17 protein-coding genes and 2 pseudogenes are annotated in these 14,699 nt (G+C 37.2%); 8 read left to right on the top strand and 11 right to left on the bottom strand.

Annotated elements, in window-relative coordinates; translation table 11 throughout:
* Positions 1 to 2: 2 nt before the first annotated feature.
* From MKL38_RS11830 to MKL38_RS11815, 4 genes are read right to left on the bottom strand one after another with little or no spacing between them, the layout of a single operon-like run.
* On the bottom strand, positions 3 to 785 hold the full coding sequence (locus MKL38_RS11830; RefSeq protein ID WP_270903353.1) for a pilus assembly PilX family protein: 783 nt from the start codon (positions 783 to 785) through the stop codon (positions 3 to 5).
* Positions 782 to 1,819 (bottom strand): PilW family protein, encoded by a 1,038-nt coding sequence (locus tag MKL38_RS11825; protein ID WP_151745009.1) that lies wholly within the window; start codon positions 1,817 to 1,819, stop codon positions 782 to 784. Before MKL38_RS11825 ends, MKL38_RS11830 begins: the two co-directional genes overlap by 4 nt.
* A gap of 1 nt (position 1,820) precedes the next feature.
* Positions 1,821 to 2,321, bottom strand: coding sequence for a type IV pilus modification protein PilV (gene pilV, locus MKL38_RS11820; RefSeq protein ID WP_270903352.1), 501 nt, complete (start codon positions 2,319 to 2,321; stop codon positions 1,821 to 1,823).
* Entirely contained in the window at positions 2,318 to 2,767 is a 450-nt protein-coding gene (locus tag MKL38_RS11815) for a pilus assembly FimT family protein (RefSeq protein ID WP_151745007.1), read from the bottom strand. The genes pilV and MKL38_RS11815 overlap by 4 nt, the downstream gene beginning before the upstream one ends.
* Between MKL38_RS11815 and MKL38_RS11810 the strand changes: the two are divergent.
* A pseudogene (locus MKL38_RS11810) lies at positions 2,673 to 2,973 on the top strand (hypothetical protein); the annotation flags it as partial. The gene MKL38_RS11815 and the pseudogene MKL38_RS11810 sit on opposite strands and share 95 nt — an antisense overlap.
* On the opposite strand, the gene ispH reads toward MKL38_RS11810, so the two are convergent.
* Entirely contained in the window at positions 2,939 to 3,889 is a 951-nt protein-coding gene (gene ispH / locus MKL38_RS11805) for a 4-hydroxy-3-methylbut-2-enyl diphosphate reductase (RefSeq protein WP_151745006.1), read from the bottom strand. The pseudogene MKL38_RS11810 and the gene ispH overlap by 35 nt on opposite strands.
* Before the next feature lie 122 nt (positions 3,890 to 4,011).
* On the opposite strand from ispH, the gene gmk reads away from it, so the two are divergent.
* The 7 genes and pseudogenes from gmk (at position 4,012) to bfr (ending at position 8,959) form a co-directional block, all read left to right on the top strand.
* Entirely contained in the window at positions 4,012 to 4,641 is a 630-nt protein-coding gene (gene gmk / locus MKL38_RS11800) for a guanylate kinase (protein WP_003653783.1), read from the top strand.
* A 72-nt stretch (positions 4,642 to 4,713) separates the two neighbouring features.
* Positions 4,714 to 4,992, top strand: coding sequence for a DNA-directed RNA polymerase subunit omega (gene rpoZ, locus MKL38_RS11795; RefSeq protein WP_002116990.1), 279 nt, complete (start codon positions 4,714 to 4,716; stop codon positions 4,990 to 4,992).
* Positions 4,993 to 5,072: 80 nt separating this feature from the next.
* Positions 5,073 to 5,162 (top strand): annotated as a pseudogene (locus MKL38_RS11790) (hypothetical protein); the annotation flags it as partial.
* 39 nt (positions 5,163 to 5,201) lie between these two features.
* On the top strand, positions 5,202 to 7,307 hold the full coding sequence (locus MKL38_RS11785) for a RelA/SpoT family protein (protein WP_005038306.1): 2,106 nt from the start codon (positions 5,202 to 5,204) through the stop codon (positions 7,305 to 7,307).
* Between the two features lie 143 nt (positions 7,308 to 7,450).
* Positions 7,451 to 7,834, top strand: coding sequence for a RidA family protein (locus MKL38_RS11780; RefSeq protein ID WP_002116996.1), 384 nt, complete (start codon positions 7,451 to 7,453; stop codon positions 7,832 to 7,834).
* Between the two features lie 220 nt (positions 7,835 to 8,054).
* Positions 8,055 to 8,249: a bacterioferritin-associated ferredoxin gene (locus MKL38_RS11775; RefSeq protein WP_004639703.1), complete on the top strand. Its 195-nt coding sequence runs from the start codon at positions 8,055 to 8,057 to the stop codon at positions 8,247 to 8,249.
* Positions 8,250 to 8,494: 245 nt separating this feature from the next.
* The gene (gene bfr / locus MKL38_RS11770) at positions 8,495 to 8,959 is read left to right on the top strand and encodes a heteropolymeric bacterioferritin subunit Bfr (protein ID WP_003653790.1); all 465 of its coding nucleotides are present in this window, start codon (positions 8,495 to 8,497) and stop codon (positions 8,957 to 8,959) included.
* Positions 8,960 to 9,002: 43 nt separating this feature from the next.
* Here bfr and MKL38_RS11765 read toward each other — a convergent pair whose 3' ends face one another.
* The 6 genes from MKL38_RS11765 to MKL38_RS11740 form a co-directional block, all read right to left on the bottom strand.
* Entirely contained in the window at positions 9,003 to 10,631 is a 1,629-nt protein-coding gene (locus MKL38_RS11765; protein WP_270903351.1) for a PglL family O-oligosaccharyltransferase, read from the bottom strand.
* A 91-nt stretch (positions 10,632 to 10,722) separates the two neighbouring features.
* Positions 10,723 to 11,433 carry a TfpX/TfpZ family type IV pilin accessory protein gene (gene tfpZ / locus MKL38_RS11760; protein WP_270903350.1) on the bottom strand — a complete coding sequence of 237 codons (711 nt, stop codon included), beginning with the start codon at positions 11,431 to 11,433 and terminating at the stop codon, positions 10,723 to 10,725.
* Positions 11,434 to 11,488: 55 nt separating this feature from the next.
* A complete protein-coding gene (locus MKL38_RS11755) occupies positions 11,489 to 11,998 on the bottom strand; it encodes a pilin (protein ID WP_270903349.1) in 510 nt (169 codons plus the stop codon).
* A gap of 341 nt (positions 11,999 to 12,339) precedes the next feature.
* Positions 12,340 to 12,900, bottom strand: a complete 561-nt coding sequence (locus MKL38_RS11750; RefSeq protein ID WP_270903348.1) for a TPM domain-containing protein — start codon at positions 12,898 to 12,900, stop codon at positions 12,340 to 12,342.
* Positions 12,894 to 13,973, bottom strand: a complete 1,080-nt coding sequence (locus MKL38_RS11745; protein ID WP_270903347.1) for a TPM domain-containing protein — start codon at positions 13,971 to 13,973, stop codon at positions 12,894 to 12,896. The genes MKL38_RS11750 and MKL38_RS11745 overlap by 7 nt, the downstream gene beginning before the upstream one ends.
* Before the next feature lie 24 nt (positions 13,974 to 13,997).
* Positions 13,998 to 14,588, bottom strand: a complete 591-nt coding sequence (locus MKL38_RS11740) for a LemA family protein (protein ID WP_270903346.1) — start codon at positions 14,586 to 14,588, stop codon at positions 13,998 to 14,000.
* Between the last annotated feature and the right edge of the window lie 111 nt (positions 14,589 to 14,699).

Raw genomic sequence — 14,699 nt, 5'->3', positions numbered from 1 at the left:
AATTAATTAAAATCTTGTGCAATAGTGTATTCAGTCACATTCGTAGTAAATGGGACATTTAAGCTGGTTAAGCACTCTGCTACTGACTTTAAAGGATTATCTAAGTCTGATTTATTAGTAACATCAGGCGCTGCCGTTCCATCTGGGAGCGTAACTTCACTCATGTGTTGTTGTAGACACTTGTTAATATCACTACGATTAACACTACTTAAACTTGGCATTAATGACACAGCAAAGACCTTGACTCGTTTAGCCTCTTGGACTTGTCCTTCTTTTTCATCAAGACCACGAGTTCGAGCATAAAATGGGTCATCCTCCCCAACAGTCGAAAATTTAACTGCGACCTGAGTCATGACTGCCTTACGACCACTTGTAAACCAGTTATTGGTTGTATCAACTGCATCACAATATCCATCTGTACCTAAAGCATTATTAGTAGGTGCACTATTTCCATCTACCCACTGCATTAAGCTGGCACGTCCAATATTAAAAAAGTCACTTTGATCTCCGCGATAACAAAAGACTAATTCTTTATTTTTGTCATTTGCATTGCTGATATAACCGAAGAGACCTGTCGCACTTAAACTCTGAATCAGGTTAGTTGAATTCTCTATCTGAAAAAAAGAAGCATCCGAATTTTGCAATATCAATTGCTGCACTTGGCCATTAGTCGCTATATTTAAATTAATCAAACCCTTACGAATTGCTATTGTGCCAATAATCATAATTGCGACTAAAAAAATTAGTACAACAACTAAAGCTGAGCCACCCTGCTTCAGTTTCATTCACCACGCTCCCCGATTACATTACGCAAAGCAATGGTTTGTGATATCACTTGCCGCACATATTTTTTTGTCGAATTATCAGGCTTTTTGACTGTAATAGTTTGATCCAATACTGAAAATTTTTGATCATCTTTAATCGCTACTTCTGCACCCACAGGTTGCAATGAACGAGTTAATAAGCCAATTTGTACCGAAACAATACGTGGGCGAGGAGCTGTTAAATTCAAATAATCATGTATTGAAATATAACGTCGTCCAGCTCCCCCTTGAACATTAAGTAAAACCCGAAAATAATCCACACGTTTCATTACGATTTCGCCTGCATCCCCATAACGAGTTATAGCAGTTGGATTACCCGTTAATGGATAATAGCCAGCATCACAAGCGAGTGCTAAAGGTTGATTAGGCTCATCACTATTATTTTTAGCGTCTTTACGTAAAAAATAACGCTGAACAACAACTTGACGACCATTAGCAAGGGGAAAATTCAGATTATTTCCTTCACAATCTAGACCACCTTTATATTCATCATCATCTTGAGTTGCCGTACCTTTTGTATCAACTATATATTGCGGTACATATTGAATAACAAGTTGGTCACTAGCAATATCACTTCCATTACTTTGGACGTTTGATGCGCCAGTCCAAGCATTACCGCTACCGACACCATCTCCGTTACTGCGTGAAAGTAAATTAGTATTAGCAGTTACACCAACAATAGTTTTATAAAGATTGCTAAGAGGTTCATTAGCCGCATCTTTAGCTGAATTAATTGCAGAGGTTAAAACAACACCACCATAAGCAGTTTGGTCATTAATAACTGCTTTGGGATTATTTAAGTTGGCAAGACGAATATCTTGAGTTAAATAATTAAGACCAAAATTAGCATTATCCTGCACATCAGAAACACCGAGTTGCATAGATAAACTTTTTTGGCTTGTTAGAAATAATAGTATTGCGGCTGCACTAATTATAAGTCCCAAGGCTAAAGAAAGTATGAGTTCAATTAATGTAAAACCCTGATTTTTTATCATTTTAATAGGTCTCCATAATCACACATGTTGAATTATCGCTATATGAAGTATCCTGGGTACAATCTCCCGTACTGGTACCATTCGTTGCACTCGTATCGCCCCATGCAATATAAATACATTGACGATTGTTAGTTTTTGGACAAGCAACCATATTCATAGTCATACCAAAGGACGACGCGCTTTTAACAACCTGTGCAACATCGAAATCAGCTAAATCTGTATCGCTACAATTGTCTTGAAAGCAATTTTTAACAAAGTCTTTTTGTTTACTAGCATCCTGAAGTTGCTGGTTATACACGGCTAAAGAGTTACGATTAACCCTAATCCGTTCAGCTATATCGCGCGCTAATGTAATTGCTTGTACACGTGATGTGCTTTCTGCACTTGCTTCTAGTGCCCTGTATTGCAAAGCAATAAAGCCCAAAATACCAATTGCTAAAATCAGCAAAGCAACTAAAATTTCAATCATCCCCATACCACGTTGGTGTTCAATATTTTTCATGAACATGATCCTTCTGTGGTTGACTGAATTATTCCCATTTTAGAAATACTAATAATTTTTGATTTTTCCCCATCTGCTTTATTACAAATTTCAAATGTAGTATCTCCAGTAGCATCTTTTACTAAACCGGACATCAAAAATATTATGGAAGTATCAGATCCCGTCCTTAATTTAGCTTTTCCACTTGGCATCCAATTGATTTGATTGTCAGTATCTGCGGTATAAGTAGAATTTAATTGCACTTTTATTTGTCTACGCTCTAATACAGCTTTCATGCGTGCCTGATTGATATTTGAAATCAGATCTTCCGTACTCTTATTCAAGTTTTGTTTAACCAACATATCCCCAAATAGTGGCGCAGCCATCATCGTAATAATAGCCATTACCGCAATCGTCACCATGAGCTCAACCAAGGTGAACCCGTCTTGCGGAATAATTCCCCTCATCCCAAGAAACCCCAAATAAACTTAAAAATTTTTATTTATTATTTAAATTTTACTTTTTATATTTACAAAAAAAATACAAAGCAGATAAAGGGTATAAAAAAACAGATAACTGTCATATCAACAATTATCTGTTTTACTATTTTAAAATCAGTATGTTAAATAAGTCACACTTTATGCTTGAGTCACGTGAATGCGTAATTCTTTAGGAAGGCTAAAGGTTATGTTCTCTTCACGTCCATCTAATTCTTTAGGTGCTTGCGCGCCCCAGTCTTGTAAACGTTGAATCACTTGCTTAATCAGAATTTCCGGCGCTGAAGCACCCGCTGTCACACCAATTTTGCAAGTATTATTGAACCATGACTGTTCTAACTGATCAGCATTATCTACAAGGTAAGCTGCTTTGCCCATACGCTCTGCAAGCTCGCGTAAACGATTTGAATTTGATGAATTAGGTGAACCTACGACCAATACCACATCACACTGTTCGGCCAAATCACGTACAGCATCTTGTCTGTTTTGAGTTGCGTAGCAAATATCGTCTTTACGTGGCCCTTGAATATGAGGAAATTTTGCACGCAAAGCATCAATAACTTTAGCAGTATCATCAATAGATAAAGTTGTTTGAGTTACAAATGCAAGTTTTTCAGGATGTCTTACTGCAAGCGCTGCAACATCAGCTTCATCTTCAACCAGATAAATGTCACCACCTTTCAATTTGTCATATTGACCCATTGTCCCTTCAACTTCAGGGTGTCCTTCATGACCAATTAAAATTGCTTCAGTACCTTCACGTGCATATTTAGTCACTTCAATATGAACTTTGGTAACCAAAGGACAAGTTGCATCAAAAACTTTTAAACCTCGGCGCTCCGCTTCTTGCTGAACAGCTTTTGAAACACCGTGAGCACTAAAAATTACAATTGAGTCATCCGGAACCTGATCTAGTTCATCAACAAAAACGGCCCCTCTTTGACGTAAGTCATCTACCACAAATTTATTGTGTACAACTTCATGACGTACATAAATAGGAGGATTAAAACATTCTAAAGCCCGATTGACGATTGCTATGGCTCGATCAACACCGGCACAAAAACCACGCGGATTAGCTAACACAATTTCCATAACAGCCTCAAAATTAATAAAACAGGGGAATTTCTCTTGAATATTTGCAATTAAAACTATTCAGTTTAAACGCACGGTACACTACAATAGCGAAGATATTTTATCATATCAGGAAAAATATCATGTCGGGTCTATTGTTTGTCGTTTCTGCTGCATCAGGAACAGGCAAAACATCTTTGGTGAAAGCCCTGCTTGACCGTGTAAGCAATTTACATGTTTCAGTCTCGCATACTACCCGAGGTCAACGTCCTGGTGAGTTAGATGGTGTTCACTATCACTTCACTACAAAAGATGACTTTCTAGACCAAGTAAACCATGAAGGCTTTATCGAATACGCTGAAGTATTTGGTAATTACTATGGCACTTCTCAAGCAACTGTAAAACAACAGTTAGCTCAAGGGCACGATGTTCTACTTGAAATTGATTGGCAAGGTGCAGAGCAAGTACGCAAACTTTTTCCTGAATCCAAGCAAATATTTATTTTACCGCCAACACAGTTCGACTTACGTCAGCGTTTATCTAATCGCGGTACTGACTCAGTTGACGTCATTGAACATCGTTTAAGCTGTGCAGTTGAAGATATGCAACATTATACGAACTTTGATTACATCATTATTAATGATGATTTTAATAAAGCCTTACATGAGCTTGAAGCTGTGATTACAGCAAATCGTTTAGTGTTATCTCAGCAAGCAAAACGTCATCAAACATTAATTCAAGACTTGATTACTCCTCAACCAAAACAGGAATAACTTGAGTCTGGATCGAAAGCCTTTTATACTGTTTAGTCTGTTCAAATTCACCATTCCAAAACGAGAACTTTTATGGCACGCGTCACCGTTGAAGATTGTTTAGATCATGTAGACAACCGTTTTGAGCTTGTGCTCGTTGCAAGTAAACGTGCTCGTCAATTGGCACGTCAAGGCATGGAGCCAACTGTAGAATGGGATAACGACAAACCGACTGTAGTTTCTTTGCGCGAAATCGCGGCAGGACACGTTACGAAAGAAATTCTTAAACAACGTGAACAAGATTATCAAACTTCTAGTCTTGATCTTGCTCTTTCTACAAACAGCTTGAATTTAGAAGGTTTTTCTTTCTAATTAATTCTGTTTCATAAAAAAACCATCGTTTTTCTGCGGTGGTTTTTTATTTGGCTTTGTCTTGAATTTAAAAATATTGAAAAAAGCAATTATTTTCATTGAAAAAAAAATACACTTTTTCAAATGAAAAAATTGACAAGTTCCGCAATATGCTTTTCATTAAGAAGTAGATAGATTTAGTTTCTCAGCATTAGGAAAAAGGGTGATTTATGCCAGGCGAAGAGGTCAGCCAAGCCAAGCAACAGCTTAAATTGATTATCGACCCTTACTTATCGGTAAGTGAGGTCGAGAAAGTGCTTGCTGCCTGTGATTTTGCCGATCTAGCGCATACTGGCATTACACGTAAAAGTGGTGAACCCTACATTCTGCATCCAATTGCTGTCAGCTGTATTCTTGCGAACATGCGTTTAGATGCTGAAACTTTAATGGCAGCACTTTTGCATGATGTTATTGAAGACACTCAATATACAAAAGAAGATATTACTGAAAAGTTCGGTCTGACAGTTGCTGAGCTGGTTGACGGTGTAACCAAACTTAGCCAATCAAGTGATAAAGAATATAACAAGGCCGCCTCATTCCGAAAAATCTTGCAAGCGACCCTACAGGACCCACGTGTCATTATTATTAAATTAGCCGATCGCTATCATAATATGACAACTCTAGGTGCTTTACGTCCAGATAAACGGGCCCGTATTGCTCAAGAAACTCTTGATATCTTTGTGCCAATGGCAAGATTAGTCGGCATGAATGAAATGGGCGATAATCTAGAAAATCTTTGTTATCAGAATCTTGATCTTGATATGTTTGATAACGTGCAAAATGCACTACGTCAAACCAAACCAGAGCGATGTAAGTATCAAAGTATCTGGGAACAAAACCTCGCTGAACTTCTCCACAACTATCATATTCAAGGCCGCATTAAAAAGAAAAATAACAATATCGAATTATTACGCCATTTCGTTAAAAATGAGATGGATCTACAAGAACTTACCCATAGCCATGCTTTTGAAATTGTTTTACAAACAATTGCCGACTGTGACCGCTTAGTTGATGCCTTAAGAGAAAATTTTCAAGTCATTCAATATCAGGACCATATCCGTCGTCCATTACCAGGTGGCAATCAATCTTTATTGATTAAACTTAAAGGTGAAAAAACCACATTATCTCTTACCATTCAAACCGAGCTTATGCGTAAAGCTGCCCGTTTTGGTGTGGTATTAGGTGAAAATGCACCTCAAACTTGTCGCTCAGCCATTCAGGCCTCTATGCAAAACTTGAATACGCTTATCGATGGAGAATGTGCAAAAACAACCTTCAATGATTTATTAGATTACTTACATCAAGAAAAAATTTGGGTTTACACACCACATGGCCAACTCCATGAGTTACCACAAGGTGCTACCGTAGTTGATTTTGCTTATTCAGCAAGCTTATTTTTAGGTAATCATGCAGTTGGTGCAAAAGTGGATGGTGAAATTAAACCATTATCTACACCATTAATTAGCGGTCAGGTTATCGAAGTTATTACGGATGTTTTAGCAACACCAAATCCAGACTGGTTAAGCTTTATTAATACGCAAAAAGCGCGTCGTGCTTTGCAACATGTTCTTAAAGATCAGGAAATTGAAGAACAGCGTCTTGTGGGTGAGCAAGCACTTTCTCGCGCATTAAAACTCTTCAATCGTTCGATCAGTGATCTCTCTGATGCTGACTGGTTAGATTTACTGCAGTGGCGTCACATCGATAACAAGAATACATTGTTTGAACAAATTGCGGTTGGTGACTTACTTCCTCAACTTGTGGCTAATCACCTATTTGCTCATGACAAACACCCTCAAGTAGAAAACTCAGATCGACTTATTCAGAGTACTGAAGGTATCGACGTTAAATATGCGCATTGCTGCAATCCAGTTTTGGGTGACCCAATTCAGGGGCACTTAACACGTCGTGGGTTAATTGTGCATCGCATCCGCTGCCATAACTTGCTACATGAACAACATCTACATCCTGAAAATATTATGCCGCTTCAATGGAAAGCAGATGATGTAGATGATGTACGTTTTACCGCCTACCTCGCTATAGATATGGCAATGAATGATGAACAGGTATCAGACCTGATCTATCAATGTCGTAAAAATAATGCTGGGGTAGAGATGGTTCATTCAAATGAGCAAAGAACTTTTGTTAATATTGTAGTCAACAACCGTAAACATATTGCAAAAGTCATCCGTGACTTACGTATGCATTATGGTTTCCCGCGTATTGAACGTTTGGATGCTGCTAATCCCCAAATGGAAGTTTCAAAAGTAAGCTAATCTTTACAAAAGCTATTGGTCAGGTTTATGTTTCTTTAACAAAATCAAACTTTCCAAATCCACTTAATCAATTAAATCGATGATACTTTTGTCCAAACCTATCATCGATTATGATGGAAAGAGATTTAATCAAGGAGAACCAAATGTCCCGCCAAGTGATTCATACTGAAAATGCCCCTGCTGCTATCGGCACATACTCTCAAGCTATTTTAGTAGACAATACGCTATATCTATCAGGGCAGATTGGTTTAGACCCATACAGTATGGAACTTGTAGAAGGTATCGAAGCTCAAATTCGCCGTGTATTTGATAATTTAAAAGCGGTTTGTGAAGCTGCTGGTGGTTCACTTGCAGACATTGCCAAACTTAATATTTTCCTAACCGATTTATCAAATTTCCAACTTGTAAACCAAATTATGGGTGAATATTTTGCTCAACCGTATCCTGCCCGTGCAGCATTAGGTGTAGCTAGTCTACCTAAAGGTGCATTAGTAGAGATGGATGGTATTGTTATTATCAATCAATAAGATACAAAATATTAAACACCCGAAATTAAAAAATATTTAGCTCTAAATTAGGTACCACCCTTGCGTAAAATCTGAACGCCACTCAGATTTCCGCTTAGGTGGTATTTTTTTATCCAAAATCCCAATAATAATAAAATGAGATTTTAAATGAATTTCATTGACAAACGATAATAATTATCAATAATATCAATTATCGCATTTATATTTGGGGATCACTCCCATGTACGTTTGCTTGTGTCGTGGCATTACCGATCAAGATATTAAAGACGCTGTTGAAAATGGCGCTGAAAGCTATCGCGAAATTCGCGACTTGCTTGATCTCGGTACTTGCTGTGGACGCTGTGCACCAGAAGCACGTGCTATTATTAGTGAAGAATTATCAGAAATCGCTGCTCGTATTTCCGTAGCTGCTTAAAAGAATTATAAACATTTAACCGTATTTATTAGCTCCTCCACCGCTTTTTGCGGAACGTTAATAGTTCCTCATTCAAGCGGTTTTTTTTGGCAGAAAACTCTCCTGTACTAATATTGTGTTGTTTTTGATTGCGATTTTCATTTGCTGTTCCATAAATTACTCGCCATATCCATGATTGTTCACTAAAATGGTTTTATAGATTGCCTTAATTGGATTAAGGCAGAAATTGTTTTGGAGTAGCTACAATGAAAGGCAATCGTGATGTCATTAATCAGCTTAACCAAGTGCTGTACCATCATTTAACTGCAATTAATCAATACTTTTTACATTCACGCATGTTTAATGATTGGGGAATTGAACAGCTCGGTTCTGCCGAATATAAAGAATCAATTCGTCAAATGAAGCATGCAGACAAAATTATTGAACGTATTTTGTTTTTAGAAGGCCTTCCTAACCTTCAGCATTTAGGCAAACTTTATATCGGCCAACACACCGAAGAAGTCCTACACTGTGACATTCGTAAAGTGAAAGAAAATATAGAGGCGATTCAAAAAACAGTTGCACTCGCTGAAACAGAACAAGATTATGTAACTCGTGATCTCGTTCAAGAAATTTTAGAAAAAGAAGAAGAATATTGGGACTGGTTAGATACTCAGATTGACCTTATCGGCAACGTTGGCATTGAAAATTACATCCAGAGTCAGATGTAATTTCTAATAAAAAAATCCCCTTGAGTACAAGGGGATTTTTTTATTACTTTTCTTTTAATAAATCTGGTAGCGTTATTTTTTGCTTATAGAGATGCTTTAAAATTAATATTTGCTGCTGTGCTTGCTCTAGTTTTCCATTATAAGCCAGCAATTTTGCATATTTACGTAAATTATAGGGAGTCGCTTTATTCTTTACTGAATTTCCCCACTCAACTAAATCAGCTTCGGGTAATTTAGTTTCTGGATTAAGTTCAATCCATTTTAAACGCTCTTCAAACTGTGTTAAAACAAAAATTTTACTGCTTCCCATGAACTCTGCATTTGGCTTTTTATTCTTATAAAGTAAATTACTATTCAGAACATAGACATTGTAATCACGTAAAATCGCAAGAATAAGCAGTAAACTAACTATCCATATTAAGCGAAAAAGTTGCTTATTAAGTACAACTCCTTTGAGTACTGGAGTCTGCGCCTGAACAATACCAAGCAAAAAACCACAGGTAAGCAAGAAATAAGCATAGCGCTGCGGGAACTCGAACATGGCATGAATGAACACCGCACACACCATCATAATCGCTATAATTGAGATGGTTTCTTTAGCCTGTTGATTTAACCAAAGGAACCAACACGCACAGTAAGCAATCATTACAGCAGCTAATGGAATACCATTCCAGACAATTAAATCAAGCAGTACATTATGGGCACTATTAAACCATACATGTACAGTTCCATATTGAATACTATCGACTACAGCAACACTAGTTTGGCTCCACCCATACCCAGCCCATGGTTGCTGAGCTATAGCATGCAATATTTGTATCCACATACCTACACGCTCATGCCCCGAACCTGCCCGAGCAACAAACGTACTCGTTTCAGTAATCTGTGTATTTGTAGAAAATTCGATGAATTGAGTGATATAAGGTAAGATGAATCCAGCAATTAAAAAAAATGTTAAGCACCATAAAAAGCCCTGAGCAAGTCCAAATCTTTTTCGCTTTCTAAACTGCTTAATCATCCAATAGGTGAGTAAAAATGGAAAAACTATCCATGAAGTTCTGGACTGACTCAATGCAACCGTAAATAAAATAATGAGCGCTGAAGGCAATAACAACCAGATAGTTACTTTGTTCTTTTCATATAAATATAAACACCCTAATAATCCAATAATTAAAAAGGTCGCCATATTATTAGGTTGACCAAAATTACCGTAAGGACGATTACCCAGCAACTTAAGCACATACGGAATATGAGACTCGATATTCAACCATTGACAAATTGCAATGAAACTAGTGGCAAGGGATACAATAATTACGAGTAAGCTAAAACCCGAAAAGATTTGATCTCGCTTTTGTTGATCTAAAGACAGGTTGTAACCAGCTAAGACCATAAACCAAAAACCTAGCAAGTAAAATGAACTCAATAAAGCTGTGCTCAAATCAAAAACTAAACCAAACCCCCACTGCACTATTGGAATTAAAGTAAATGGCAGCAACAATAGTTGTGCTCTAGGAATTTTAATATTTTGCTGAATTAGGGCGGCTAATACACATAATCCAGCCCCAAAAGTACTCACTTCACTCGAAAACATAACCCAAGGGCTATAGTGAAATGGAGACAACCATGCAAAACCTAACAGGATTGCAGCGAGGAATAGGAAGAATACTTGCATAGTAAAAGGTTAGAGGCTAAGACTTGAAAGAATTATACATGGAAGAGGATGATAAGAATTAAGTCCTATTTGTATTCCCTCATCCTATCTCTTACTTCCAAGGTCTTAAATCTACAATTTTAACAACCTGAGCAGAGCTCTTATTCATCAACACAACCATATCTACAGCATTGGCTTTTAAGGGAACCCAAGCATCAGCTGATGGATATTTTTTTAGGATTTCTTCTACTTGCCGTTTAGAATTATATTTTTCTAGTTCATTTAAGTTTTGGGCACGTTTTTTTATTTGTAGTTTCACTTGAGTAAGTTCCTTATAATTTTGAGGATCTTGTGTTAAAGAAACACCTTCAAATAATTCTTTAAACATTTCTTTTTGCTTCAATTTAGGATCTTGAGAGTATTGAATACCAACAAATTTTGGTCCTGTTAAAGAAGATTTATGTAGTTTAGATACAATCTCATTATCGCGTATCAATTCAAATTGATCGACACTAAAAACTACCCATACCGGCCTTCCCTTAAATACATGGTAACTCCCAAACAGAAATGCACTAATTTGCAAAATACAAATAATTATTAAGTCGAATTTTAGAGTTTTTTTGCCTTCTTTATAAACTAATAAGCCTAGAAAAGGACCAACAATGACATCAATAAAAATTAATAAAAGTAATATATGTTCTAACCCAGTGGCTTTCGTCAAAGGCAAGGGATACCAGATAAGGAAAATACAGCAAAGCAATGAACTAATGATTAGAACTGAAAAAGTTATATGCAATACAAAAAACTTAATACGTTTACTCATATGTAATCCAAATAAAAAAGCTGGAATAAATCCAGCTTTTTACTTTTAAAATTAATTAGTTCTTGCAAGAACCAGGAAGGTATTTAGCATCAATCGTTGTACCATTTGTAGCCTTAGCTGCCAAAGTGATACCTGTAGGTTTTGCAGCATTTCCACAAACCCAAGTTACGTTTCTTGCTGCATCAACGCCAGGAATTAGAGACAACACTTTAGTTGACAATGCACTTGAGTTTGCTTTATTTCCATAAGTAATATTAATGCCACCATCAGCTACATCCATTTGTGATACATAATTACCTTTATAATCAGTATTAGTACCGCCAGCACATACTGTAGATGCATTTTTACCACAAACAGCGGCTTTAATATCAGCAGGCCAGTCACCTACATCTGTATAATAATCATTTACAGCTGTTTTAACGCCACCAGCCATATTCAGACCTTCAGTTACTTGTGAACGAACTGTGTAATCCTGATAAGCAGGAATCGCAATCGCCGCCAAAATACCAATAATCGCAACTACGATCATGAGTTCAATTAAAGTAAAACCTTTTTGTGCATTCATAGCCTTTTCCCCAAAGATTGTATGTATGTTTTTATATAAGCTTTTTCAGCTATCAACTATATTGCAGCAACCATGCCAACTTTTATTTTATTTATAAAACAAAAACTTATATTATTTTTTCAATTTACTAAATATAAAATCACTGTAAATAACTGACAAAAATCGTCACATATCTTTTCACTACAACACATCACACATCAAAAAAAGTAAACCAATCTCATCAAATTTTATATTTGTTTTTGTGAACAAATTCTCTTTAAAAATAAATAAATAGGTGACATTTTTTGTCAATCACCTTTAAAAAATAAAAACTATGAGATATAGAAATTTTAGACAATAATTTAATTAATGATAATCGGGGCATTTCCCAATTCATTGGATTGATCTGGCATATTTTCATCATAAAAACGTGACATTACCTCTCCAATTTGATGAACACCAATCACTACAGCTTGCTGATATTGTTTTTGTTTAAGTTGTTGCACGATAGAATCACAAATCTGATGCCAGACTTGATCATTGGTCGCATTTCTAATACCGCGGTCAAATATAATTTCTACTGTACGTTCACATAAGTTTAAATAAAGTAGTACTCCACTATTTAACGCGGTGTCCCAGACTCCTAACTCTGCAAACAATTGTTGCGCTCTCAATCGGGTATTTTGTCTATAGGCCTGTGAACATGGAATATGGCCTTCAATTACAACCTGTATTTCGCCAATATGTCCATGTTCTGCTTGTTGTACCGCATCAGCAATCGTCTGCTTATCTTGTTTTGAAAAATAACGGCTACTGGCAGGAAAATAGCATAGATGTTTAAACCAACGTTTTAGGCTTGGCTCTACAGATTCCTCAATTTTTGGCTGAGTAATAATTTGTGTTGTTTCTGATGTTGTTACCATGAGCCTGATGCACCTCCACCGCCAAAACGACCTCCACCGCCTCCATAGCCTCCGCCTCCACCGCCGAAGCCACCACCACGCCCTCCTCCGCCTGCACCACTCAGAATAACCTGTAAAATAAGCTGGGCAATTGAGGTAATGAGTAAAAAGAAGATTCCAAAGCCAAGTAGTAAGCTAGTCACTAGACCCGCGCCATTTACAAAACCTGCTACCGCAGCAGCAACACCTGCAGTAGATGCGCTAAGAGGTCGTCCTACAATAAATGACCCGACAATTCCAGCAACAAGAATAAATAGAGCCATTGTGAGGGTTGTTTGTTTAGCTTGTTGCTCTTCTGCGGCTTGGTGTTGTCGTTCTTTTAAATCTTGAGCAGCTTGCTGAGCGACTTCTGGATCAAGATTAAGAATTCTTCCGATTTCATCAACACCTGCATTTAAACCTTGCGCATATTGGGCTTGTTTAAAATAGGGTGTGATTTGGTTTCTAATAATTCGACTCGAGACAATATCTGGTAATACGCCCTCTAAGCCATATCCGGTTAAAATTTGTATACGGCGGTCATTTACCGCAACTGCAATGAGCAATCCATTATCACGCTTCGCTGAACCAAGTTGCCATTTTTCACCTACACGTAATGCATAATCAAAAATATCTTCTTGGCCAGTAGTTGGAACGATAACAATACCGATTTGTGCTTTGCCTTGTTGATATAAACTTAGAATTTTTTGATTGAGCTGCTGCTTCTCTGCCTCGCTTAAGATATTGGCTTGATCAATAACAGGCTGGTTTAAAGTTGGTAAACCACGAATCGATTCACCATCTGCCATATCGTTGGCGACTTGAGCTTGGGAAGCTACGCCAGAAGCAGACTGTTCACTTTTAGAAGCGGAAGCTTGAGCCTGCTGCTTCTGAATAATTTTGCCCGCTACAATGGTGTCAGTTTCATCAGTAGCAGTTGCAACATTAGTCTCACTCCATGCTGCATTCTGAAAAAGAACACCGCAACAGAGCAAAATTAAGGTAATAACAAATACCTTAATTTGCTTAAGCTGAAGCAATATATTATTTCTCATGCAGCACTCCTTTGATTCTTAAAATTAATCAAAAGAAACTTTTGGTGCCTGCTGTGCAGATGCTTCGGCAGAGAAATTGGCTTTTGGATGCATACCAATTACTTTTGCAGTCACTACTTGCGGGAACTGGCGTACATATCCGTTGTAGTCTTGCACTGTTGTAATATAACGATTACGAGCCACAGCAATACGGTTTTCTGTTCCTTCAAGTTGAACTTGTAGCTCTTGGAATTGGGTATTGGCTTTTAAATCTGGATAATTTTCAGAAACAGCAATCAGACGAGATAAAGCCCCTGTTAATTGACTTTGAGCCTGTTGGTATTTTTCAAGTAAAGCTGGGTCTTCTAGAACTTCTTTATCAACCTTCAAACCAGCAACATTCGAACGTGCCTGTGTAACCTCGGTTAATACTTGTTCTTCATGCTTAGCATAGCCTTTTACAACATTCACAAGGTTTGGTACTAAATCTGATCGACGTTGATATTGGTTTTGAACTTCAGACCAAGCTGCCGTTACTGCTTCATCTTTGACTTGTAAAGTGTTATAGCCACACCCTGAAAACAATAAGGTACTGGCAAGTGTCGTCGCGATCGCGAGTTGTTTCAATGTTTTCATCGTCACATTATCCTCAAGTTTTTCTTTATATTTTTAACTTCTTTCCTCGATTGTATGATGATTTTGGCATTATTGTGTTGCTTTTATTTTATTGATTTAAAAACCGGATTT

The organism is Acinetobacter sp. AOR14_HL, from assembly GCF_027855175.1.
Taxonomy (GTDB): domain Bacteria; phylum Pseudomonadota; class Gammaproteobacteria; order Pseudomonadales; family Moraxellaceae; genus Acinetobacter; species Acinetobacter calcoaceticus.
The sequence above is the reverse complement of the archived record's forward strand: the minus strand, read 5'-3'. Positions and strand labels throughout refer to the sequence as shown.

Excerpts from the sequence above, each read along its gene's own strand:
- gmk (WP_003653783.1), top strand. The coding sequence starts at position 4,012 with ATGTCGGGTCTATTGTTTGTCGTTTCTGCTGCATCAGGAACAGGCAAA.
- MKL38_RS11745 (WP_270903347.1), bottom strand. The coding sequence starts at position 13,973 with ATGAGAAATAATATATTGCTTCAGCTTAAGCAAATTAAGGTATTTGTT.
- MKL38_RS11775 (WP_004639703.1), top strand. The coding sequence starts at position 8,055 with ATGTACGTTTGCTTGTGTCGTGGCATTACCGATCAAGATATTAAAGAC.
- bfr (WP_003653790.1), top strand. The coding sequence starts at position 8,495 with ATGAAAGGCAATCGTGATGTCATTAATCAGCTTAACCAAGTGCTGTAC.
- MKL38_RS11765 (WP_270903351.1), bottom strand. The coding sequence starts at position 10,631 with ATGCAAGTATTCTTCCTATTCCTCGCTGCAATCCTGTTAGGTTTTGCA.
- MKL38_RS11825 (WP_151745009.1), bottom strand. The coding sequence starts at position 1,819 with ATGATAAAAAATCAGGGTTTTACATTAATTGAACTCATACTTTCTTTA.
- MKL38_RS11780 (WP_002116996.1), top strand. The coding sequence starts at position 7,451 with ATGTCCCGCCAAGTGATTCATACTGAAAATGCCCCTGCTGCTATCGGC.
- MKL38_RS11830 (WP_270903353.1), bottom strand. The coding sequence starts at position 785 with ATGAAACTGAAGCAGGGTGGCTCAGCTTTAGTTGTTGTACTAATTTTT.
- MKL38_RS11750 (WP_270903348.1), bottom strand. The coding sequence starts at position 12,900 with ATGGTAACAACATCAGAAACAACACAAATTATTACTCAGCCAAAAATT.
- MKL38_RS11755 (WP_270903349.1), bottom strand. The coding sequence starts at position 11,998 with ATGAATGCACAAAAAGGTTTTACTTTAATTGAACTCATGATCGTAGTT.
- MKL38_RS11785 (WP_005038306.1), top strand. The coding sequence starts at position 5,202 with ATGCCAGGCGAAGAGGTCAGCCAAGCCAAGCAACAGCTTAAATTGATT.
- pilV (WP_270903352.1), bottom strand. The coding sequence starts at position 2,321 with ATGAAAAATATTGAACACCAACGTGGTATGGGGATGATTGAAATTTTA.
- tfpZ (WP_270903350.1), bottom strand. The coding sequence starts at position 11,433 with ATGAGTAAACGTATTAAGTTTTTTGTATTGCATATAACTTTTTCAGTT.
- MKL38_RS11815 (WP_151745007.1), bottom strand. The coding sequence starts at position 2,767 with ATGAGGGGAATTATTCCGCAAGACGGGTTCACCTTGGTTGAGCTCATG.
- MKL38_RS11740 (WP_270903346.1), bottom strand. The coding sequence starts at position 14,588 with ATGAAAACATTGAAACAACTCGCGATCGCGACGACACTTGCCAGTACC.
- ispH (WP_151745006.1), bottom strand. The coding sequence starts at position 3,889 with ATGGAAATTGTGTTAGCTAATCCGCGTGGTTTTTGTGCCGGTGTTGAT.
- rpoZ (WP_002116990.1), top strand. The coding sequence starts at position 4,714 with ATGGCACGCGTCACCGTTGAAGATTGTTTAGATCATGTAGACAACCGT.